The 21,923-nt window shown below is 58.7% G+C and carries 15 protein-coding genes and 1 pseudogene; 9 read left to right on the top strand and 7 right to left on the bottom strand.

The window, feature by feature from the left end; translation table 11 throughout:
• Positions 1-127 precede the first annotated feature (127 nt).
• The 6 genes from HJB89_RS31165 to HJB89_RS31140 all read left to right on the top strand — a co-directional run bounded on the left by HJB89_RS31165 (position 128) and on the right by HJB89_RS31140 (position 8,110).
• Complete coding sequence (locus tag HJB89_RS31165; protein ID WP_221150932.1) at positions 128-1,858, top strand: trypsin-like peptidase domain-containing protein; 1,731 nt, start codon at positions 128-130, stop codon at positions 1,856-1,858.
• 11 nt (positions 1,859-1,869) lie between these two features.
• The gene (locus tag HJB89_RS31160; RefSeq protein ID WP_221150931.1) at positions 1,870-2,874 is read left to right on the top strand and encodes a hypothetical protein; all 1,005 of its coding nucleotides are present in this window, start codon (positions 1,870-1,872) and stop codon (positions 2,872-2,874) included.
• A gap of 121 nt (positions 2,875-2,995) precedes the next feature.
• Positions 2,996-3,583: a DUF2272 domain-containing protein gene (locus tag HJB89_RS31155; RefSeq protein ID WP_221150930.1), complete on the top strand. Its 588-nt coding sequence runs from the start codon at positions 2,996-2,998 to the stop codon at positions 3,581-3,583.
• 4 nt (positions 3,584-3,587) lie between these two features.
• Positions 3,588-4,640: a hypothetical protein gene (locus HJB89_RS31150; RefSeq protein ID WP_221150929.1), complete on the top strand. Its 1,053-nt coding sequence runs from the start codon at positions 3,588-3,590 to the stop codon at positions 4,638-4,640.
• A 326-nt stretch (positions 4,641-4,966) separates the two neighbouring features.
• Positions 4,967-5,542, top strand: a complete 576-nt coding sequence (locus HJB89_RS31145) for a dual specificity protein phosphatase family protein (protein WP_221150928.1) — start codon at positions 4,967-4,969, stop codon at positions 5,540-5,542.
• A gap of 792 nt (positions 5,543-6,334) precedes the next feature.
• Positions 6,335-8,110 (top strand): hypothetical protein, encoded by a 1,776-nt coding sequence (locus HJB89_RS31140; RefSeq protein WP_221115921.1) that lies wholly within the window; start codon positions 6,335-6,337, stop codon positions 8,108-8,110.
• A gap of 365 nt (positions 8,111-8,475) precedes the next feature.
• Here the strand turns inward: HJB89_RS31140 and HJB89_RS31135 are convergent, their stop codons facing one another.
• The 6 genes and pseudogenes from HJB89_RS31135 to HJB89_RS31110 form a co-directional block, all read right to left on the bottom strand.
• Entirely contained in the window at positions 8,476-8,802 is a 327-nt protein-coding gene (locus HJB89_RS31135) for a helix-turn-helix transcriptional regulator (RefSeq protein ID WP_245510236.1), read from the bottom strand.
• Between the two features lie 231 nt (positions 8,803-9,033).
• The gene (locus HJB89_RS31130; protein WP_221115923.1) at positions 9,034-10,332 is read right to left on the bottom strand and encodes an epoxide hydrolase family protein; all 1,299 of its coding nucleotides are present in this window, start codon (positions 10,330-10,332) and stop codon (positions 9,034-9,036) included.
• 179 nt (positions 10,333-10,511) lie between these two features.
• Positions 10,512-13,504 (bottom strand): annotated as a pseudogene (locus HJB89_RS31125) (PAS domain-containing protein).
• Between the two features lie 131 nt (positions 13,505-13,635).
• Positions 13,636-14,010 carry a response regulator gene (locus tag HJB89_RS31120; RefSeq protein WP_207584021.1) on the bottom strand — a complete coding sequence of 125 codons (375 nt, stop codon included), beginning with the start codon at positions 14,008-14,010 and terminating at the stop codon, positions 13,636-13,638.
• Positions 14,007-16,667, bottom strand: coding sequence for a PAS domain-containing sensor histidine kinase (locus tag HJB89_RS31115; RefSeq protein ID WP_221150927.1), 2,661 nt, complete (start codon positions 16,665-16,667; stop codon positions 14,007-14,009). The genes HJB89_RS31120 and HJB89_RS31115 overlap by 4 nt, the downstream gene beginning before the upstream one ends.
• Positions 16,668-16,807: 140 nt before the next feature.
• Positions 16,808-17,479: a response regulator transcription factor gene (locus tag HJB89_RS31110; RefSeq protein WP_221150942.1), complete on the bottom strand. Its 672-nt coding sequence runs from the start codon at positions 17,477-17,479 to the stop codon at positions 16,808-16,810.
• A gap of 248 nt (positions 17,480-17,727) precedes the next feature.
• Between HJB89_RS31110 and HJB89_RS31105 the strand changes: the two genes are divergently transcribed.
• Positions 17,728-18,660 (top strand): LysR family transcriptional regulator, encoded by a 933-nt coding sequence (locus HJB89_RS31105; protein ID WP_221150926.1) that lies wholly within the window; start codon positions 17,728-17,730, stop codon positions 18,658-18,660.
• Between the two features lie 236 nt (positions 18,661-18,896).
• On the opposite strand, the gene HJB89_RS31100 is transcribed toward HJB89_RS31105, so the two are convergent.
• Entirely contained in the window at positions 18,897-19,565 is a 669-nt protein-coding gene (locus HJB89_RS31100; RefSeq protein WP_207584024.1) for a VOC family protein, read from the bottom strand.
• 213 nt (positions 19,566-19,778) lie between these two features.
• On the opposite strand from HJB89_RS31100, the gene HJB89_RS31095 reads away from it, so the two are divergent.
• Positions 19,779-21,065: an epoxide hydrolase family protein gene (locus tag HJB89_RS31095; protein ID WP_207584025.1), complete on the top strand. Its 1,287-nt coding sequence runs from the start codon at positions 19,779-19,781 to the stop codon at positions 21,063-21,065.
• A gap of 38 nt (positions 21,066-21,103) precedes the next feature.
• Entirely contained in the window at positions 21,104-21,913 is an 810-nt protein-coding gene (locus HJB89_RS31090) for an SDR family oxidoreductase (RefSeq protein ID WP_207584026.1), read from the top strand.
• The last annotated feature ends 10 nt before the right edge of the window (positions 21,914-21,923 follow it).

The raw sequence follows: 21,923 nt of genomic DNA, 5'->3' as shown, positions 1-21,923 counted from the left end.
AGGGTGGGCGGCGAGGGGATTGGACGACGCCGTTGCGAAGGGCGTCATAACGCCGGAAGCGGCCATAGGAACTTACGTAACGTCCCAGTCAGCGCTGCTCCAATTGCTTTCGGACCGGCGGAGGTCAGTGGCTATCATCTCGGCTGACGGGGCAGATTACCAGGGCGTCGACGGCTTTTGGAGTGGGACCGGCTTTCTTGTCGGAGCTAACCTGCTGCTGACCAATCATCACGTCTTGAATTCGATCGATGTCGCCAAGCGAGCGAAGGTGGAGTTCAATTATGAGATTTCGCCTGAGAGTTTACTTGCTGGAGATGGTCGAGCTCCCCAGGCGACACAGACTTTCGCCATCGATCCCGCTCGGCTCTTCATCACCAGTCCGACTATCGGCGGCCTGGATTATACCTTCGTATGGGTCGAGGATGCTGCCGCGCAAGCCTACGGGGCCATCGCCATGGAGCGGGCGTTCTTCACAGTGAGCAAGGGCGAGTCAGCCTTCATTATTCACCATCCAGACGGTCAGCCGAAGCAGGTAAGTCTGGACGACACAGACATCCTCTCGATCGACGCCAACGTAATCCACTATTCGTCGGATACGATGAAAGGTTCCTCCGGGGCTCCTGTGTTCGACAAGCGAGGGCGCCTTATCGGACTGCATCACGCGAGCCGCGCGGAAAAGGTGAAGCTGCCGGACGGAGGCAGCACCGGCGTGGTGAACGAAGGCATCAAGATCGCGGCTATCGCGCTCGATCTGGAGATGCGCATGCGCAAAGGCGGCGTCGACGCCTCGTTTGCCGAAACGGTCCTCAAGAGCATTAAAGGCTCGGACACGATGTCGGGCTTCTTCGGCGGTCTCGGTCGGCGCATCGATGCCAGCGAACTCGGACCAGAGGCAGTCGTGGATACCTACCGCGGTTCAGATCAGGACGTAGACATCGGCTTCTGGAACATTGAGTGGCTCGCAAACCGCTACGACCAGCCCGAGAAGCTCGATGGCGCCGCAAAGGTGATCTCCGATTTAAGCCTGGACATATGGGGCCTGGTGGAGATTTCGCCTCCTGCCGTCGATGCCTTGGTCAAGAGAATCCAGACGATCTATGGCGACCACTATGACTGCGCGTTTTCAGAACCGAACGCGCCGGAAAGCAAGCAATCGACCGCTATCATCTGGAAGTCGTCCAACCTAAGTGGCGAACGGGTCGCGTGGCCGGCGACGATTGAAAAGCTGCTCCAGCAGAGAAGCGACGATCCGAACCTCGAGGTCGAGGCACTTCACGGCAAGATATTCGACCGCTATCCCGGCCTCTTCCGGTTCAAGACGATCAAGCCGCTCCCCGCCTATGAGTTTTTTGTGGTCCCGCTCCACCTCAAGGCCATGGCCGAGGGGAGCCTGCGACGCAGACTTGCCGCCCGCATTCTCGCCCGAGCGATCGAGCAGATAGCTGCCGAGACCAAATTAGACGTCCTCCTGGGAGGCGACATGAACGCCCCTCTCGCGAGTGGGGATTTCACGGCGATCGCCGACGCTAGTTTCGACATACTCGGCGCCGAGGACGAAGCTGATGGCGCCTTCACCTATGTGAAGTCCCCGAAGTCTGCGATCGACAACGTGTTTCTCTCGCCATCCATGCGACAGACGGTTGGTACGGCCGATTTTTTCATCGTCGCCAAAGACCGCACCATGCCGAACTACCTAGAAATATCGGACCACCGTCCAGTGGCCGTTCGACTGTCGTTGTCCAAGCGCGGCGATCGAAGCGATCTGCACGACCAGAAGGATCTGGACGCCTTGATCGACGCATTGATCAGCGACGGTGCCGCGAACGCAAAGAAACCGCGCAAGAAAACCAAGGCGTGACGGAGGTAGTCATGGCAAAGATCAGCTATCAGGAATTCAAGCAAAAGCTGATGGATCCGGAAGTGCCAGATTCCGAGATCGCCAAGTACCTGACGGCCGATCGACAAGCGAGTGGGCCCTTCGATCCCCGGATAGAGCCGGACCCCCAAAAGGTAGAGATGCCCATCGAGGCCCAGATGGATGTCGAAAGCGCCATCAGATGGGGAAACGCCATTTGCCGATGGCGTCGCCAGCAGGCCTTTCAGAACCGCATAGCAAGCGGAATCAGGAAGCCCGTTCTCGTTTCGGAAGGCGACTCCTGGCATCAGTTCCCTTTCCTCATCGACGATGTCATCGACCATCTCAATCCAGATTACCTGATTTGGAGCCTCGACGCCGCTGGCGACACCGCCGACAACATGGTCAACCGCAATCCCGAGTACATGAAAGCGCTCGTTCAGCAGAAGGCCAACAAGGTCAAAGGCTTTCTTTTCTCTGGCGCGGGAAACGACGTGATCGGTGAGGACCTGCTCGGGAATCCTGTCCTCGCTACGCTCGTCAAGCAGTTCCAGGCCGGAAAGGACGCCGCCTGGCACATCGACAAGGCGAAGCTAGCCAATGTCCTGACACAACTGGAGAAGGACTATCGGAAGCTGGTGGAAACAGTGCGGTCGGACGAGGATTTCAAGAAGCTCCCAATCTTCATCCACGGGTACGACTACGCGATTCCCGGTGGCTTCCCAGGAGACAAGCGCCACCCTGTCTATGCCAAACAGGACGAGTGGCTGGGCGCTCCTCTAAAAGACAAGGGTATCGTGGACCTCCAGCTCCAGCGCGGCATCGTGCGGGTGCTGATAGATGCATTGTACGACATGCTTCACAACGTTGCCGGAAACAGTAAGCAGTCCTTCGTCTACGTCGTAGACGTGCGCGGAGAGTTGAAGGAAGACGATTGGGCGGACGAGATCCACGCCACCTCGAAGGCATTCGGCGGGGTCGCAGCGAGGTTCAAGAAGGTCATCGACCAGGCAATCTGACGAGGGTCCGACTTGGTTCAGCAGGTTCATGGCTATGCGAGTAGAGTGCGATCTTATCAGTCGGCGGAGGTTCAACGCGCTATGCCTTGGCGCGCTATCCGCGACTGCCTTGAATTGTTCGGTGGCGACCGCCAAGCAGACCCCGTCCAAGCATTCGTCGGAGGCTATCGCCGCAGTCGCGGAGAGCGAAGTTGAAGATCTTTCTAATGAAACGCCTTGGTCGCCGGCGGTCATGGCGCGACTGAATACCTACTGCCACGATCTGGCCTGCGCCGCAGTCAAGCAGGGAGACCATTTCTCAGGTATCTTTGTATCCTGGTGTGTCAGGCACGCGGGCTTCTCCCAGCGGGAATTCCCCTTGTTTCTTTCCCATCGTTGTTACATCCGGCGAGGTTTTCGCGACGACAAGTTCGTCTTCAAAGCTGTGCCGTTCGACGCAATCCGACCGGCGAGAGGCGACATCATCAGTTTCAGCAGGGAGGGTCCGCTAAGCTTCTCTCGCCTGGTCCACACTTCGAATTTGTTCAAATTGGAAAGCGCAATTTGCCTCGAAGTTAATCACGCTGGAGTGGATTGCGCGATAGGGAACTGGCCGGAAGGAAGGATAGGCAGATACGCCTTGGAGATGAACAAGAGCGGGTACCTAAAGCAACGCGATGAATTTCAACTGGTGTCGATCTTGCGTCTCCGCTCGGCTTTGGAGGATTGATCTAATGAGCATGCGGGCAATGGTCGTCGTCGGGACGACCCTCGTACTGGCGGGTTCGGCCAGCGCACAAACTCCATTGAAGGATCGGGTGTTTCAAGCGATCCTCGACGCCGGAGGTTGGGCTTCTATGGCCGACGACAATGGTGGGAGAGAGCGCATTAGCAGCGAGACGCTAACTGAAGTTATTGCGGAGTTCCAGGCAGCGAAGAAGCGGGCTGAGGAATTGAAGTGCGGGACGAGTTCGCAAGCCGCGAGCTGCCCGAAGACCGTGGCCTCGCTGAAAGACGCGACCGACGCGCTCGGAGAGCTGAACCTGGCGATTTCAGTTGCGGAATGGGGAATCGACTGGAGCGGGTCATTCCCTACCGATCCCGACGGGCACGATTGGGCTGGCCCGCCCGATATCAAGGAGGGCAAACACCTCATGAGTTACGCGATCGGAGGAATTGGTCTCGCCCATCTTGACGTCGGCAAGGCTGAGGACTTTCTGCGCGAGACTTCGAGGCGCTTTCCTGAGGCGGAAGGCGATCTTCGACAATTCCAGCATGCCTTTCGCTACGATCCCGTACGCGCCAAAGGTGGCCTCTGCAGTGAGCGAAAAGATGCTGTGATCATGGACGATCTAAACGGAGTGCCCTTTCTCCACGGCGCTGTCAGATACGGTGGGACGTCATACTGTCGCAGGTTCAATCCAAGCAAGCTACTGGAGGCAAAAGAATGGCAAACATTCCGGAGCTGGGCTCGCATCTCTCTGAGAGATCGTGAAATGCAGCGTTGGGTGGTTGAATACTGGCTGAGCAATGTGTGGCGGCCGGCGCTGGTCAGTATGGGAGAGAAAGCCGACATCACTGAGGCCTTTGTCGTCTCCAGGATCTGGAATACATCGAAGGGCGCGGCCATCCGCGCGCTGGAAAACGCAGCCGGGCACCAGGACGTCAAACGACGCATTCGGCTCGAGCTCGCAAGTTATGGTCACACGCGTCGACACGCCCTGATGCAGCGGATGGGTGTCGCGTTCGACCATATCGCGAAGGAAAAGGTGCCTGGCACAAGATAACTCTGGGTTGAACTGAGCGTCAGTCCTGATTGGGGGCATGCGCCAACATCAACAGACGTCGGCGCATCCAAAGTCGGGTAAACTCACTCTTGAGGAAAGTCGGTGCTGACCGTGACGTCTTTCAGGCATCGAAGCTTCTGCAGCGCCTGGAGACGACCCGCTGCTGCGACATCTGCGAAGTGCCTGTCGCCTCGATCGGCAACGTGACGGAACCGAAGGCCGAAGTCTTTTGCAAGAAACCGTTCGCGCGGATGCGACATGCCAGTTAGGCTAAAAGTTCGCGCAAGTCGCCGTTCAGCATGAATTCACACAGGTTGGAAGTCACGATGAACCATTTCAGGCAGAACTCGCTATTTACAGCGCTTACCCTCGGGCTTTTGTTTCCGCTGACCGCCGCCGGATTTGCGAAGGAAACGGTGCGAAACGGTGCTTGGGCGATGTCGGTTGTGCCGTCGGTTAATCTATATCGCATAACTCCGACCTTTTTTCGCAGCGCGCAGATCCGCAAGGATGATGTGAGAACCATTCGCTCGCTTGGCATTAAGACGATCGTCAGTCTTCGCGCATTTCATTCTGATCGTAACTTGCCAGGACTTGAGAAAATCAAGCTTGTCGGCGTCCCGATGAACACTTGGCATATCGAGGATGAGGACATTATCGCGGCGCTACGCACCATCAGAAACGCGCAGAAACTCGGCCCCGTACTTTTGCATTGCCAACACGGGGCCGATCGCACTGGAGTCGTCACGGCAATGTACAGGATGGTTTTCCAGAAGTGGAGCAAGGAAAAAGCTTTGGACGAACTCCAGAGCGGTGGTTTCGGCTACCACGCATTTTGGGCGAACATCCCACGGTACCTACGTACGGTCGATGTAGACAAGATCAGACAAGCCGTGAATTGATCCAGTCAATGACCAGTTAATCCAAACGCTGCGGCTGCGCATTGCCAAGCTGAAGAAACAGGTCATCGGCAGGTCCTCCGAAAAGATTAATGGTTCGTCAGCGAAACCTCGACGAAGCTCGGAGATCAGCCCCTAAAGTCTACTGACATCGCGAAAGCTGCTCAAGTCGATCCATTGGCAGTGCCATACTTCGTCATTCCGGGAAACTCCGAACGCTCGCATGGGACGCGACCCCCAGCGATTTCGTCATCATCGTCGCGAATTAAGAAATCCCAGTTTAGCCTCGCTAACCGTTGTAAACGGGCCACGCACGAAGAGGTCCTGCCAAAATGGTCGCTCAATCTAACAAGAACCGCCCAGACTGGAAGATGGTATAGATAGGCGCCATAGCTGATCCTGCCCAAGCCGCTTAGAGATTTGTTCGCCAGGATCTTGAAAAGCTGCCCTTTTGAAGCCACAGCCACAAATCATCGCCAGAGGCTACCTCCGCTATGTTCCGATCGGCTCGAAAATAAGACCCGAGCCCGACGGAAAACAACCGAATTGAGGTAGCGAATGCCACCGATCTCCGCCGGACGTCCGGGGGCAGGCTGAGGTGCGCCAACGCTGATCATTGGCCACCGAACGTCGATGTTGATCTGCGTACTCGATATTAACCTTTTGTTGTACTTGTCGCATGATGCCACTCTACATTAGCTAGTGCGAATTCTATGCTAGCATCGCCTGATGTTGGCAAAGGGAAGGTTCGGGCCATCGAGAGGCCGAAAGCATTGAAACGGGGGGTACGCCGATATGCCGAAACCATTCAAGCTTGCTATTCTCCGCGCTCGTCACGACCCGGCCTATCAATATATTCCAGACCAGACTTGCATCGAGATGGTTATGACCGGCACACAGTCGGTCCTGCGTTATTGGTCCGATACCACCCACGGTTATTTCGACTTTCTCAACAGCGCACTGTTGCCTTGGGTCGAGGTCACGCTCACGCCGCCTAACACCGATCGCGGAACCCAAGTCACCGCCGCGATCCAGGCCGTGCGCGCCGCGAACCCCGGCTTTGACCCCCTTGCGGGTTTCGATGGGGTGCTACTGTTCACGTTGCCCGGCGGGCAGATCATCAGTGGCAGCTTTTCGGGATGGGACGGCGGTTCCGGCAAACTCGGTGACGGCCGACCCTATTCGACGATACCTGTTATCCCCTCCACGGGTGTATTCACCTGCCACGAGCTCGGGCACACGCTCGGCTTCGAGCATACCTTTGGCATCGACAACAACGGCACCGACTGGGCACCTGGCGACGCGACCATCATCGTCGGCCCCGAATATGGAGCGCCGCACGACATCATGTCGGCGGAGTCCTTTGGCACGCGCTATCTCGGTACCGGACCCAAGTGGTCCGGTAATCCGACCTATCGCGGCGACTACATACCCAACTGGCCGGCGGACAGCTTCCGTTGGCGCGGTCCGCATATCTCGCGTGCAAACCTCCACCATTTCTATCCGGACGCCTTCGTCGGCGGGCGGGTGGTCGAGCACCCGTTTCCCGTCGCGGGGCAATCGGGGAGGGTGCGCCTGGGGCCGCCGAGCGCAAGAGGCGGCGCGACGCTCCTGATCCTGCATCCACCCGGCGAACCAGGCACCGGAGTTGGCCGTGTCTATGTCGAATATCGACCCGCGCGGGACTGGGATGTCGGACTGAAATACGACTTGTCCAACCTCTCCCAAGCGGGTTTAGTCGTGCACACGCTCGAGACTGTAGCGCCTGGAGTCGAGCGGGTCTGGTATCGGGGCGGCGTTCCCATGAATGGCATCGACTTCGACTTCCAACTGCCCGGAAGCGCGCTCACGATCACGCTCGAGGCTTTCGAGAACGACGATAATGGCTGTTGGGCCGACATATCCTGGGCGCTGGGATCGACTCGCTCCGCTACCATCCAGATCGGCGATCCCATCAGAACGCCTCTTGGCCAAAGCGGTTCGAAGGAGGGGCGAACCCCGTGTGGCGATGTCACCACCAAGGTAACTTGGTCCACCTCGACGCTTACCTTTTTTTCTGTGCGTACCCTTGGCTTCGGCGGATCGCCGCTCCCCGGAACCCAACCGACCATCGCCTGGCACGTCGACGGAACGCCGGTGTCCGCTCCCTCGGGCACTGTCGACATTCTCTTCAACGGGTCGACCTTCACTCTGGAATACACGATTGATCCTCTGACCTTTGAGCTCGGTCTGACGTCGCGCGGCGGTGAACGGTTTGGAGCTTCGGTCGACGTCATCGCATCGGAAGCCGGCGGCGGGCCCAGTTCATCCGGGTCCGCTCGGTTCGAGGCGGAAGGATGGCATGAGGAATATACTCCGGAGAGCGTTGCGGTCATCGCCCGATGCATCGACCGCCTGAATCGTTATGTTGTGGTCGAAGACGGGCCGATCAGACCGCATGGGCCTGGGCCCGTCGAACGTCCAGACCCGATACACATCCGCCGATTTGCCGAGGAGATCCGCTCTGGCGGCCTGGTGCTCCACCCACGGACCCAGATCCAGGTCGATCAACTAAGCCGATTTGGGTTATAGGTGACTGTTGTGGCTGCGGGCGTTCTTCCTGCGGCGTTTCTTAGCCTTTGTGTCGAAACCACTTTATAGCGAAACAAAACCCGGCCTAGAGCGTAACTAAATCACGTATAGCGAAACTGATTCACCCATTCCGAAACTGTTTTCAGCCGGCGCTTAAAACCGTAAGGCTATGAAATATCACTATTTTTCAAAAATCGATCATTCGGACTAATAACTGCGGTTTTGGTTTTCATTTTCGCGCCGAAACTTGCGCGCTTTGACGACAAACGAATGCACCGTAGTTGCTTTTAACTTCTAGCACGAGTCAGCGCCGAGGTGTCGCAGCTTAGACAGAGCGCTTTTTCAAAAACGAACTGACCTGGTCGTCAGGTCTCGGTTTCGGTCGGCGGCGGCGCCTCGTCTTCCGGGGGCGATTTGCCAAGATCTTCAAACCTGTTCAGTTCGCGCGCGTATCCAGCGGTATTATGATTGAACACGCCCCATCCGCGATCGCCGATAGGGGCTATGAATTCGATACCGCTCTGCTCATAGAAGTGCTGAACCAGCAATGCGTACTGAGGCAGATCGCGCACGCCCCGCTCCACGCGGTAGACCGTCGCCCGTGAAACGCCTGCATGCTTCTCGACCTGCTCCTGGCTAAGACCAAGAAACTCTCTTGCGACCTTCAGGATTTCCGGCGGCACCATCAGCATAAGGATTCAATGCCATGTATCCACAGGCGCCGCAAACTGACGGAAATAAATGTTGACGTCGAGAAGCTGACGCCATCCATTGGATGCGACGTCGGTCGGCGCCCGCTCTCGTCACCGAGGTCTCGTCCATGATCGGACCCGAGACAGATCGGCAGATGTGAGATTTCTATGCGGTGGACACGAAGTGTCCGCCGCATTAGTCAAGTCCGGCGACGGCGCCGCCGGACAACTTCAGATCTGATCCCGCAGAGACTTGAAAGAGTCCCTGAGTTCGGCTGTAAAAAGCTCCGGCTGCTCCCAGGCGGCGAAATGCCCGCCCTTCGCCGGGCGGCCGTAGTGGATGAGTTTCGGATAGGCCTTTTCGGCCCAGCTCTGCGGCGCCTGATAGATTTCATCCGGGAAGGCGCTGACGGCGACCGGGATTTTGATGCCGCGCGGATCGAAGAAGCCGCCGGCGGGGAAATGCGCGTTGTCCCAGTAGAGCCGAGCCGAGGAGATCGCCGTATTCGTCAACCAGTAGAGCGTGACGTTGTCGAGCACGTCGTCGGGCGTAAGGCCTTCCTTCTCGCCGCCGAAGGAACGAGCGATCATCCGGTAGCTGCGGATGTCGTGATCGAGCATCCAGGAGGCAAGTCCAATAGGCGAATCCACAATGCCGTAGAGCGTCTGCGGCCGATTGTTCATCTCGATCGCGTAGCCGAGCCCGTTCTTGTAGAAATCGTCGAGCTGCCCATAGGCCCGCTTCTCGTCGTCCGAGAGGCTCGCAGGCGCCGGCGCGCCCGATGACAGCAGCTTGGCGATATCGGCTGGCACGGTGGCCGCCATGTTGGTGTGGATGCCGATGAGGCCCGCTGGCTCCTGCACAGCCATCAGCTCGGTGACCGCATTGCCCCAGTCGCCGCCCTGCGCGACGTACTTCGTATAGCCGAGGCGCTGCATCAGCACGGCCCAGGCCTTGGCGATGCGCGGCGGATTCCAGCCCGTCTCCCTGGGCTTAGCCGAGAAGCCGTAGCCCGGAAGGGAAGGAATGACGACATGAAAAGCGTCGGCTTCGGTGCCATCGAAGGCGGTAGGATCGGTAAGGGGCTTTATGATCTTCATCTGTTCGATGACCGATCCAGGCCAGCCATGGGTGATGATTATTGGCAGCGCATTTTCGTGCTTCGACTTGACGTGAATGAAATGAATGTCGAGGCCGTCTATCTCCGTAAGGAACTGCGGAAGGGAATTAAGCCGAGCCTCGACCTTTCGCCAGTCGTGGGTCTTCCAATGGGCGGCGAGCTTCTTGATCGTGTCGAGCCTGACGCCCTGGCTGTCGTCTGTGACGTTTTCCTCGTCCGGCCAGCGGGTGGCGGCAACGCGTCGATGGAGATCGGCGAGTTGATCCTTGGACGCGGTAAACTTGAAGGGTCGGAGCTCGGATACCGTACCGGTCGCTGCGAACGCTTTGGGAAACACCCCGATTGCACTGGCGGACGCCGCGACTGCAAGCAGTGTTCGACGGGTGACTTTTTGCTCTACTCGGGACATGGCGTCCTCCTTGCTCGTGCGTTGTTTGACGAGGAGGAAATTCGCATCGAAGGAGTTCTGCAACAATTGCACCAAGGTATGGCCGACACCTTTGTATCGGGTGGTTCCCCCGCCTGCTCGACTGTCGTGCGGAGGTGGACCGGATCAGAGCTGCCGGAGCGGGGGGAGATTCCAGCTTTTCATTGCGAGGCTGCCGTGATGCTTGCCTCTTCGGCGGACGGTACGGAGAAGTGCATGGTAACGCCCGGCCCTTGGTTAGGCTCAGCCCAAAGGCGACCACCATGACTCTCGATGATGGAACGACAGACTGAAAGACCGATCCCCATCCCATTGTTCTTCGTCGTGTAGAACGCTTCGAAGATCCGCGTACCTCCGTCTGGGTCGAGACCAATTCCGTTGTCGCTGACCGCAACGCTTATCTGCCCATCACCGCCGAGCTCGGTTTGGATCTCGACCGATCCTTCACGCCAGATACCGCGTCAATGGCGTTGCGAAGCAAGTTGTTGATCACTTGTTGAAGTTGGACTCGGTCGCCGTTGACGGGGGGAAGGGAGGTGGCGAAGTGCGTTCGAATAGCGACGCCGTTGCGTCGCTGATCACCTGCAGACAAGGCGACTACCTCACTCACCGCGTCGTTTATATCGACGTCTTCGAATTCGATGTTGCGCTTACTGAATAACGCCCGCAGTCTGGCGATTACCTCGGTGGCACGATTGCCGTCCCTGATCGTGCGCCGCGCCGTCTCAAGGGCCGTTTCTATGTCGGGCGGTGTGGCTGCAAGCATCCGCAGACAGGTGTTCGCGTTCGTGATGATGCCTGACAGTGGCTGGTTCACCTCGTGCGCGATCGCCGCCGACATCTGGCCGAGGCTGAGGATGCTGGTCACTCGCGCAAGCTCTGTGCGCAACTGATCGCGCGCTTCCTCCGTCAAGCGCCTTTGTGTCACGTCTTGGATCGCTCCAAGGCATTCCCGATTTCCATTCCGGTGAATTATAACCTCGCCGATGACGCGAACGTACTTTATGTCGCCGTTGCGGGCGAGAACGCGGACCTCGTATTCCGAGTCCTGGTCGCCTTCGCGTACGGCGCCGATCTTCCCGGCAAAGAGCGCAACGTCGTCCGGGTGTATCCGCTCCGTTATCCGGTCAAACGTCACGACTTCGTCTTTTTCGAATTCGAGGATTCGAAGCCATTCGTCGGACAAGATCAGCTCGTCGGTTTCGACATGCCAGGAGAACGTACCCGTCCTGATCAAGCGCTGGCCTGCAACGAGAAGGGCCTGACTTCTACGCAGTTCATCTTCGGCCTGCTTGCGATCGTCGATGTCAGTCAGTAGTCCATACCATCGGACGATCTTGCCCTCTGCGTCACGAAGTGGCTGTCCTCGCACCTGGAACCATCGGAACACGCCGTCGTGTCTTCGATAACGGCTTTGGTAGTCGTAAGGATTGCCGCTCTTGAGTGCGCCCAGGAAGGTATCGATATTGACTTGCACGTCATCGGGGTGAGTTATGCCGTTCGTTGACCAGTCTTGCACCTCGTCGAGAGAGATTCCGAAATAGTCCAGTAGCTGTTGGTTGCTCCCGTCGAGCGTTCCATCAGGCTGCGAAAGTATGATCATGCCCGGAACCATGTTGACGATATGGCGGAATTCCCTCTCGCTGTTAGCAAGCGCGACTTCGGCGTGCTTCCGGTCGTCGATATCATTCAGCAGGAAGTACCATCGTACAACGAGGCCCTCGTGGTCGCGCACGGGAGTTCCCCGCACCTGGAACCAACGATAGACGCCGTCGTGCCGACGGAGCCTTTCCACTACCTCGTACGATTGACCAGCGGCGACTGCCTCGGCGAATCTAGCCACGCCCCGGTCACGATCGTCAGGATGAATGATATCGTTGGTCTTCCACTTTTGATGCTCGTTGAAGTCATAGCCGAAATATCGCAAGGACTGATCGTTTACGCTCTCCACAGCCCCGTCGGGCCGGAGCACAATGATGAGGCCTGGGATCGAGTTTACGATCAATTGCAGCTCGATCTCGCGCTCGCGCAACGCCTCCGCCGCCCTGCGCCGATCATCGATATCAGTCAGCAGACCATACCAGCGGACGATCCCGCCATTATTGTCTTTGACCGGGTGGCCGCGGACCTGGAACCAGCGAAATTCGCCATCATGGCGACGGAAGCGCGTCTCGAAGTCATACGGCTCTCCCGTTTTGAGCGACGCCGTAAATGTCTCGACACAGTGCTGCAGGTCGTCGGGGTGCGTGATACCATTGGTCGCCCAGTTCACAACCTCCTCAAGGGGCAGTTGGAAGTAGTCGAGAAGCTGTTGATTTGCGCCGTTCAACTGACCTTCGGGCGTAAAGAGCGCGACCATTCCTGCGATAGTGCCGACAATCAAGCGAGACTCGCGTTCACTGTTTGCGAGAGCTACCTCGGCCCGTTTTCGGTCATCGATGTCGATCAGCAGATGCAGCCACCGCTGGATCGCACCAGACCTGTCCCGCAGCGGTAGACCCAGTACGTTATAACACCGATAAATTCCGTCGGCGCGAAGATGGCGGCTCTCAACGTTGTAAGACGTGCCCGCCATGTGAGCGGCGATCTGGGCTTCGATGGTTTCCTTCAAGTCATCCGGGTGCACGACCTCCGAAGCCTTCCAGTCCTTTAGATCCGAGAGGCTTAGCCCAAAATAGGAGAGGGTCAGTTGGTTGAGGCCTTCGACTTCCCCAGTCGGTGTTGTCACGGCCACGGGTAACGGGATGCTATCGACGACGAGCTGGAAATCGAGTGCGGCCTGCGACCTTTCCCGTTTTTGAACGACGGGTTCAATATTGGTCGCGACCGCGCACCAATTCAATACGCCGTGGGGAGCGTCTTCCAAAGGGGCCCACTGGATGAGGAAATGGTGAAATTCGCCTGCGGCGTGCCGAAGCCGCGCTTCGATCGTTCCCTGTGTCTCTGCGTGTCTAACGCTCTGCAGATGGGCGGTGACCGCGCCAACGTCGGCCGGGTGCACAGCATCCTCCCAGCGCCAAGACTCTCCGGACGCCGGTCGCAGCCCCGTGAACTCTACCCAGCTTCGGTTGACGAAATCGACTTGGCCATCCTCCAGCATGGTCCATGCCATGCCCGGCAGCGCATCGAAGAATTGAAAGACGTTTATCCCCATCGCCCACTCAAAGCCCACTTTCCGGGCGAGAGCCTACAATATCGATCCGTTGACGGCTACTGCGCGGCAATAGACACTTTAGTACCTACGCCTATGTCGGATTGCAGGCATTCCAGGTCCGCCACCCTCGATCAGTCTAACAACGATGCGAGGCGCAATGCATCCTGAAGTTCGTCGGCACTGAAGGGCTTGAACAGACAGTCCGAGGCACCTTCGCGTATCAACCTCGCCCGCACGTCCTCATCCCTGATCGCCGTTATGAAAATGATAGAAATCCTTTGGCCTCTCCGACCGAGTTCCTGCTGAAGCTCCGGCCCGGTCATGCCAGGCATTGCCACGTCGAGGATCATGCCGTCGCTGGTTTGTGGCGACTTAGAATTCAAAAAAGCCTCAGCGGACGCAAAAGCTTCCACAGACAGACCGAACGAGCGGAGGAGATCCGGTAGGGCTTCGCGGACGGATTCGTCGTCGTCGACGACCGAGACATGTTTCTTGCTGGTAGTCATAAATTCCTCCGCATATCACTTGCCGTCGGTACCGCCGACCGACCGATACTTTCCCCGTCGCCGCTCGGAGATGTCGGGAGCGAAAATCCTACGGTAGCACCATGGTCAGCGTTTGGTGCAGCCCACAGCCGGCCTTGATGGTTCTCTATAATCGAACGACTGACAGAGAGGCCGATTCCCATGCCGTCTGGCTTCGTCGTGTAAAAAGCGTCGTAAATTCGGTCCACCCCCTGGGGGGCAAAGCCTACGCCGGTATCCTCGATGTAGAGCCGGATTTCTCGAAGGCCTCCCTCTGTCCTCAAACGAATTCGTCGCGGCCGATCTCCCGCGGCCGGCATCGCCTCGATCGAATTTCGAAGCAGGTTCATGATAACTTGCTGAAGCTGCACGCGAGCGCCGGTCACGCGCGGCAAATCGTTTGCGAAGTCGGCCGTCAATGACGTTTTCGCATGCTGCAGATCGCTCGATATCAGTGCGATGACTTCCTCGGCAATCTCATTGATGTCGACTGCCTCGAGGTGCGGCGGTTTGCGGCTAAACAATTCCCAAAGACGGGCGATCACGTCGGCAGCGCGGTTGGCGTCGCGGATCGTTCGCCGGGCCGTGTCCTTCGCGATATCGAGATTTGGAGGATTCGAAGCCAGAACTCGCAGACAAGTCTCCGCATTGGTCACCATGCCAGCTAGCGGTTGATTCACCTCGTGAGCAATTGACGCGGTCAACACGCCGAGGCTCGTAACGCGAGTTACGTAGGACAGTTCTGATCGCGCCCGATTGAGCGCATCTTCCGCCTTCCGGCTCTCGGTGACGTCCTGCACGGCGCCGATCAATTCCTGATCCCCATCCCTGTTCCGCTCACTATGCGCAAGCACCCGTACGTATTTTGGCGATTGGCTCGGCGTTATCAGGGTTATGTCGTAGTCGAAGTCGCCGGCCCCTCTGTTGGCTTGATCGATAACCTGCTCCACCGTAGCTAGACTATCGGGATCCAGACGGGACAGGACGATGTCGAGCGTCACCGGCGTCGTCGGATCGACTTCGAAGATACGATAGGTTTCCGCCGACCAGGTGACTTCGCTTGTGCCGAGATTGAGCAGGAAACTCCCCGTCTTGCTGAGGCGTTGAGCGTCCGCGAGGAAAGCCTCGCTTCTGCGAAGCTTCTCCTCGGCTCGCTTTCGGTCGTCGATATCCGTCAATAGTCCATACCAACGGATGATCTTGCCTTCGGCGTCGCGAAGGGGAAGCCCTCGAAGCTGGAACCATCTCCAGGTGCCGTCGTGCCGCAGAAAGCGGGTTTCGTAGTCGTATGGTTCTCCCGTGGCGATTGAACCCATGAAGCTATCGATGCAGGTCTGCAGATCGTCCGGGTGCGTGATGCCGTTGCTCGACCAGTCGTTCAACTCTGAGAGCGGACGCTCGAAATAGTCGAGGATCTGCTGATTGCCATCGATCAACTGGGCATCCGGCGAGAAGATCGCGATCATGCCCGCGATGCCGTCGACGATCAAACGGGACTCACGCTCCCGTTCGGCCAGTGCTCGTTCCGCGCGCTTCCGGTCTTCGATATCGATGTGGGTTCCATACCACTTTACGACCGTACCGTCGTCTCCGAGAAGCGGCGTTGCGCGAAAGAGAAACCACCGGTATGCGCCATCGCTTCCACGCATTCGCGCTTCGAAATCAGCAGGTCGGCCCGATATCAGTGACGCGTTCCAAAACTTTGCGAGATCGCTGGCGTCCTCCGGATGAATGACGGATTCCCAACCGGAGCCTTCGGCTTGTTCGGCATTCATTCCTGCATATTCAAGCCATCTATCGTTCACGAAGTCGCAGTAGCCATCGGGGCGGCACGTCCATACGGTGACTGGCATCGCGTTAACGATGTTGCGAAATGCCAGTTCGTTGAACCGCAGCGCTTCCTCGGCTTTCCGCCGATCATCGATATCGATATGAAGCGCGTACCAACGTGCGACGGCGCCGCTTTCATCCGCGAGGGGACAACCGACAATCCTGAACCATCGATATTCGCCGTCGGCGCGCCGGAGCCGTACCTCGGCCTCGTAGGCGGTGCCTTTATCGACCGCCCGTTGAATGGCTTTGGTTAACCCCTGCATGTCATCGGGATGGACGACATCACTTCGACCCCAGGAACGTAGTTCATCAAGCGACCGACCATAGTATTGCAGGAGGTGGCCGTTGATCGCCTCGACGTTTCCGTTCGAATCGAGAACTCCTATGCCGGCCGGAATACTTTCCAAGATAGTCTGATTTTCCGATGCCTTCGCGGCGGCGCCGTGTCGCATCTCTGGTCGCGATGCAATGTCCGCCCCCTCGGTCGCAAAGCCGTACCACCTCTCCACCCGGTCGTTGTCGATCAATGGCTTGCAGCGGACATGCAATTCCTGCAACGCGGCGGTGGGGTGACTTATTGGCAATGTGATTTCGAAAGGCTCGCGTCCGGACAGCAGCGCGTACCACTGCTGTCTCGTGTTCCGCAAGTCTGCGGGAGAGGCGGCTAGTGGCCAAACCGTCACCGCTTCGCCAAGCCCGAGGAAATCAACCAAATTGGCGTTCATGAAATCGATGCTGCCGTCCGGGAGGGCGGTAAAAGCCATTCCTGGCAACGCTTCCAGAACCCGAACGAGTTCCACGCTCATATCTATCCTTTTCGCGGGATTGCACCCTCAGGATACCGTGCGTTTTAATCAACCTGCCGTATATTATCCTATGGTATCGGTTGTGCCGTTATCGCCGGGTTCTACCAAGTTGTGCCGCGCGCCGATCGAGGCTTTACGCTTCAGTGAATTTCGGGTGGCTCCTCCAGCCGAAGGCGCGCGGCCATGTTCACGAGGTCGGGAAGAGTTCGGGCGCACATCTTCCGCATGACTTGGCCGCGATGCGCCTTGACGGTGATCTCGCTGATATCCAACTCGTATGCCACTTGCTTGTTGAGAAGCCCTTTGACCACGCGCACCATGACCTCTCGTTCGCGCTTGGTAAGCGCCTCGTAACACCCTTGCAGCGCAAGCAGGTTGCTATCGTCACGCAACATGGCCGCGCTCTGTTCCAACGCCGAGCTCACGGCCTCCAGGAACGCAACCGTCTCGATCGGTTTGGTAAGGAAATCCAACGCGCCTCCTTTGAGAGCTTTCACGGTCGTCGGGACGTCGCCGAAACCGGACACGAATATGATCGGCATCCTGCTCCGGCTTATCGTAATCATGCTCTGGAGATCGAGGCCGTTCAGTCCTGGCATATTCACGTCAAGAACCAGGCAGCAGGGAGAGGCCAGAACCGGTGCTTCGAGAAAACTATGCGCGGAGTCGAAAAGCAGGGGTCGCCACCCGGCGGAGCCAATCAGCAGCTCCAGCGATTCTCGCACTGAGATGTCGTCATCAACGACGAAGCCTGTCGGTCGATCCTGATCGCCTAGGTTCGAAGTCGTCACCGTGGAGGTCATCCGGTACATGTGCTCTCCCAAAGAGCTGTCCAGGTCGTCGCCAACTTCCCGAAAAATGGTATCACAAAATGTGCGCTTGGCGACAAAATCATCAGTTCGCTTAGCAAGCCTGGACAGAATGATCGGTCCAGCGGGGAAGTCCATTGTACGATGGTATCGGGCCTTAAGGGTCGCGCGTCACCTGCTTGTTGGGTAGAAGGCCCGTGACCGGCAACTTCGCGCGGCTCGCCGGCGCCTAAAGCGGTCAGGAGCAGATAATGGATCGTATCGATGCAATGAAGGTCTTTGTCACTGCGGTTGAAGAAGGAAGCCTGGCGGGCGCCGCTCGTAGGCTGAAGCGGTCCCCGACTGCGATCAGTCGGGCATTGGGTCTGCTTGAGCAACATGTTGGCGTGGAGCTCCTTCACCGAACGACAAGGAGTCTAAAGCTCAGCGAAGCGGGCCAGAGATATGTCGAAGCATGCCGCAGGGTGCTTGTCGATCTCGAGGAGGCGGACATGATCGCCGGCTCAGAGCGATCCTCTCCGCGAGGAACGCTGACAATTTCGGCGCCGCCCATCCTGGGCGAAGAGGTGCTCCGGCCGATCCTCGACAGCTTCCTTCGTGAGAACGCCAACGTCTCCGTTCGGCTTTTGATGCCCGATCGCTTCGTGAACCTGGTCGACGAGGGAGTGGACTTCGCCCTGAGGATCGGAAATCTCGCCGACTCGACCCACATGTCCACGCGCATTGGCGGAGATGTTCGCCGCGTCGTGGTCGCCGCGCCGCAATATCTCGACAGTCGAGCCGCAATCACTGAGCCGTCGGATCTCTCCCGCCACGACTTGATCGCCTTCTCGAACTTCGGCCTCGAATCCTGGAGCTTCGCGCCGGCCAAAGGCACTTCCGTCCCAAGAACCGTTCACTTCACCCCACGCTATCTCGTCAACAGCGTCCGAGCGGCTGCGGCATCGGCCGCCGAAGGAATGGGCGTGACGCGGCTCTATTCGTATCACGTCGCAGAATATGTCCGCGACGGTCGCCTAAGAGTCGTTCTTCATCAGGCGGAGCCACCTGCGCTGCCAGTTCACATCCTGACCCCTCAAGGACGCGCAGCCGTTCCGAAAGTTCGAACCTTCATCGACTTTGCAGTTCCGCGTCTACGTTCGGAACTTGGACGCATCGCCGCGGAATCCGGAAGCCTCGAATAATTGTGCCGAAACGCGGTTGGCTGCCTGCAGGCAAGCGACGGTTCTCCGCGACGTCCTTCCCAGCTAACCTCCTAGACACGGTGATGAGCTCGGCACCGGCTCGGTGCTCGTCAACCGAGGCGGACGGACGAGTGTCGCTGGTAGCCAGCGGGAACGCCGGCCCGAGAGGACCGGCGTTCTTGCGAAATGCTCGGGGCGGAGATGGTTGCCTGGGGCGCAGGCTTTCGTTCAGGAGGTCACGTCGGCAGGGTTTGGCCAGACTGCTCTTTGACCAGATAGTCGGCGTACCATTCTGGCCACGCCTCGTCGTGCTTGCCGCCGTCGCGCTTCTCATGCTCGCCATGGGCGGCCGCGGCCCTGCGCAGCGCCTCTGCGAGGTCGCCGGCGGATGTGAACGCTGCACCTTTGGTGTCGATGCGACCAGGAAGTCTCGCCGTGACTTCCTGTAGGAGCCAGCCGTTTCCGTCCGGGTCGGAGAAGGAGGCGAAAGAACCGTAGCTCGACCGGGAGGGATGTGGTCCTGGCAGCCGCTGGTCGGCGCCCTTGTGATGGAAGACGCCGCCGGCGTCGTGAAAGACGCCGCTCATCTCGGCGCCGCGGGAGGCAAGAGCCGCGTGCGCCATCTCGATGTCGGTAACGACCAAGTGGAGGCCTTGAGCGGAACCGGGTGAGGCGGCCGTCACATTCGATCCGAAAATCGTGGAGCAAGGCGAGCCTGGAGGGGTCACCTGCACGACGCGAAAACCGTCCTTGCCAGAGACGTCGGCGTCGAGCCTCCAGCCAAGGCCAGTGTAGAAGGACTTGGCGCGATCGACGTCGGACACGGGAATGACGACGACTTCGAGCTTCATGTCGATGTGATCCGCGCGCGCGGATTTGGTTGGGGTGGGTTCTTGGATAGCCATCTCGATCTCCCTGTTAATCGCGGTCACTTTCACCGCGATCGGCACGATGCGCCGTCGCTGTCCCCGATGTCCATTGTCCCAAGGTGTCGATGCGTCGAGCACGTCGGTAACCGATCCATTGGTATCGCCAATACCTTCGAACAATATCCTCGGCAGCCCTGCCGGACGATCCCTTAGACGCATTCCAACCATTCAGTTTCAACGGAGGACGTCATGTCAGCAGGAGTAGAAGCGAGAACCGCACTATCGACGACGCGGCGCGAACTGCTTGCAGTCACAGCCGCGACCGCCGCACTCAGCATTCTCCCCAAGCCCGTCAGGGCGGCGACGGAGGGCGATGCTATCCGCCCCTTCAAGTGCGCAATCCCGCAGGAGGAGGTCGATGAGCTGCGCCGCCGTGTCTGTGCGACACGTTGGCCTGGCAAGGAGACGGTTTCCGACCGTTCGCAAGGCGCGCAGCTTCAAAAGCTAAAGCCGCTCGTGGAGTACTGGGGCAAGGAATACGACTGGCGGCGCGGCGAGAAGAAGCTAAACGCGCATACGCAGTTCATGACTAGGATCGATGGCCTCGACATTCACTTCATTCACGTCAAGTCCAAGCACGCGGACGCCCTGCCGCTGATCATGACGCACGGCTGGCCCGGATCGGTGCTCGAACTCGTCAAGACGATCGGGCCGCTCACCGATCCGGCCGCTCACGGCGGCGCCGCGGAGGACGCCTTCCACGTCGTCATACCGTCGATGCCCGGCTACGGCTTCTCGGAAGTCCCAAGCGAAACCGGATGGGGCCCGGACCGCATCGGGTGGGCGTGGCACGTGCTGATGAAGCGGCTCGGCTACGACCGTTATGTGTCGCAGGGCGGGGACTGGGGCGCTGTCGTATCCGACAAGATGGCGGCGCAGGCACCGGACGGACTGCTCGGCATTCACACGAACATGCCGGCGACCGTTCCGCCCGACATTGCGAAGGCGCTCGCCGATGGCGAACCCGCGCCGGCCGGGCTTTCCGAAGACGAGAAGGCCGCCTACGAGCAGATGAACGCGCTGTACACGAAGGGCGCGGCCTACGCTTTGATGATGGTCACGCGGCCGCAGACGCTGGGCTATGCGTTGACCGATTCACCGGTCGGTCTCGCCGCCTGGTACTACGACAAGTTCGCCGACTGGACCTACAGCGGCGGCGACCCGGAGCAGTCGCTGACTAAGGACGAGATGCTCGACGACATCTCCCTCTACTGGTTCACAGGGACCGCGACGTCAGGTGCGCGGCTCTACTGGGAGAACAACGCCAACAACTTCAACGCCGTCGACATCAAGATTCCGGCTGCGATCACGGTGTTCCCCGGCGAGATCTACCAGGCTCCGAGGAGCTGGGCCGAGAAGGCGTACCACAACCTCATCTACTACAACAAAGTCGACAAGGGCGGCCACTTCGCCGCCTGGGAGCAGCCAGACCTTTTCGCATCGGAGCTTCGGGCGGCGTTCAGAACGCTGCGCTGACGCTTTATCCAAAGCACCGCAATAAAGGAGAAATGACAATGACAAACTTTCCAAGAGGCACTGCACTGATCACCGGTGGATCGTCGGGTATCGGCGCGCTCTACGCCGACAGGCTCGCCCGCCGCGGCTACGACCTGATACTGGTGGCGCGCAGCCAGGATGCGCTCGCCAGGATCAGCAAGGACATCGCAAGTTCGACCGGTCGGAAGATAAAGACCGTCCGGGCGGATCTCGGCCAGCGCGACGACCTCTCGAAGGTCGAAGGAATCCTTCGGAGCGACCCGTCGATCACCATGCTCGTCAACAACGCCGGGGTGGGCGCAGTCGAACCGTTGCTCATGTCCGACGTCGAGGCGATGGAAAAAATGATTGCGATCAACGTGACGGCTCTTACTCGTCTCGTCTATGCCGTCGCGCCGTCCTTCGTCGCACGCGAGCACGGCACGATCGTCAACATGGCTTCCGCATTAGGCATCGCTCCCGAGATCCTCAACGGGGTCTACGGCGCAACGAAGGCGTTCGTCATCGCTCTGACGTTCTCTCTGCAGAAGGAACTCGCAGAAAAAAACATCCGAATCCAGGCCGTACTTCCCGGCGCAGTGGAGACGCCGTTCTGGGAAGCGTCAGGCGGCTCGCTTGACCGTCTTCCGGACCAGATCGTCATGAAGGCGGAAGACGCCGTCGATGCGGCGCTCGCCGGTCTCGACATGGGCGAGCTGATCACCCTTCCGTCGGTTCCCGACATCGCCGACTGGAACGCATATGAGGCGGCTCGCCAGAAGCTGATGCCGAACCTTTCTCGCAACGTTCCCGCCCCGCGCTACCGGACGCCGGCACTGGCGTCTTGAAACCGGTGGG

The sequence above is a fragment of the Rhizobium sp. NZLR8 genome (genome assembly GCF_019685025.1).
Taxonomy (GTDB): domain Bacteria; phylum Pseudomonadota; class Alphaproteobacteria; order Rhizobiales; family Rhizobiaceae; genus Rhizobium.
The sequence above is the reverse complement of the archived record's forward strand: the minus strand, read 5'-3'. Positions and strand labels throughout refer to the sequence as shown.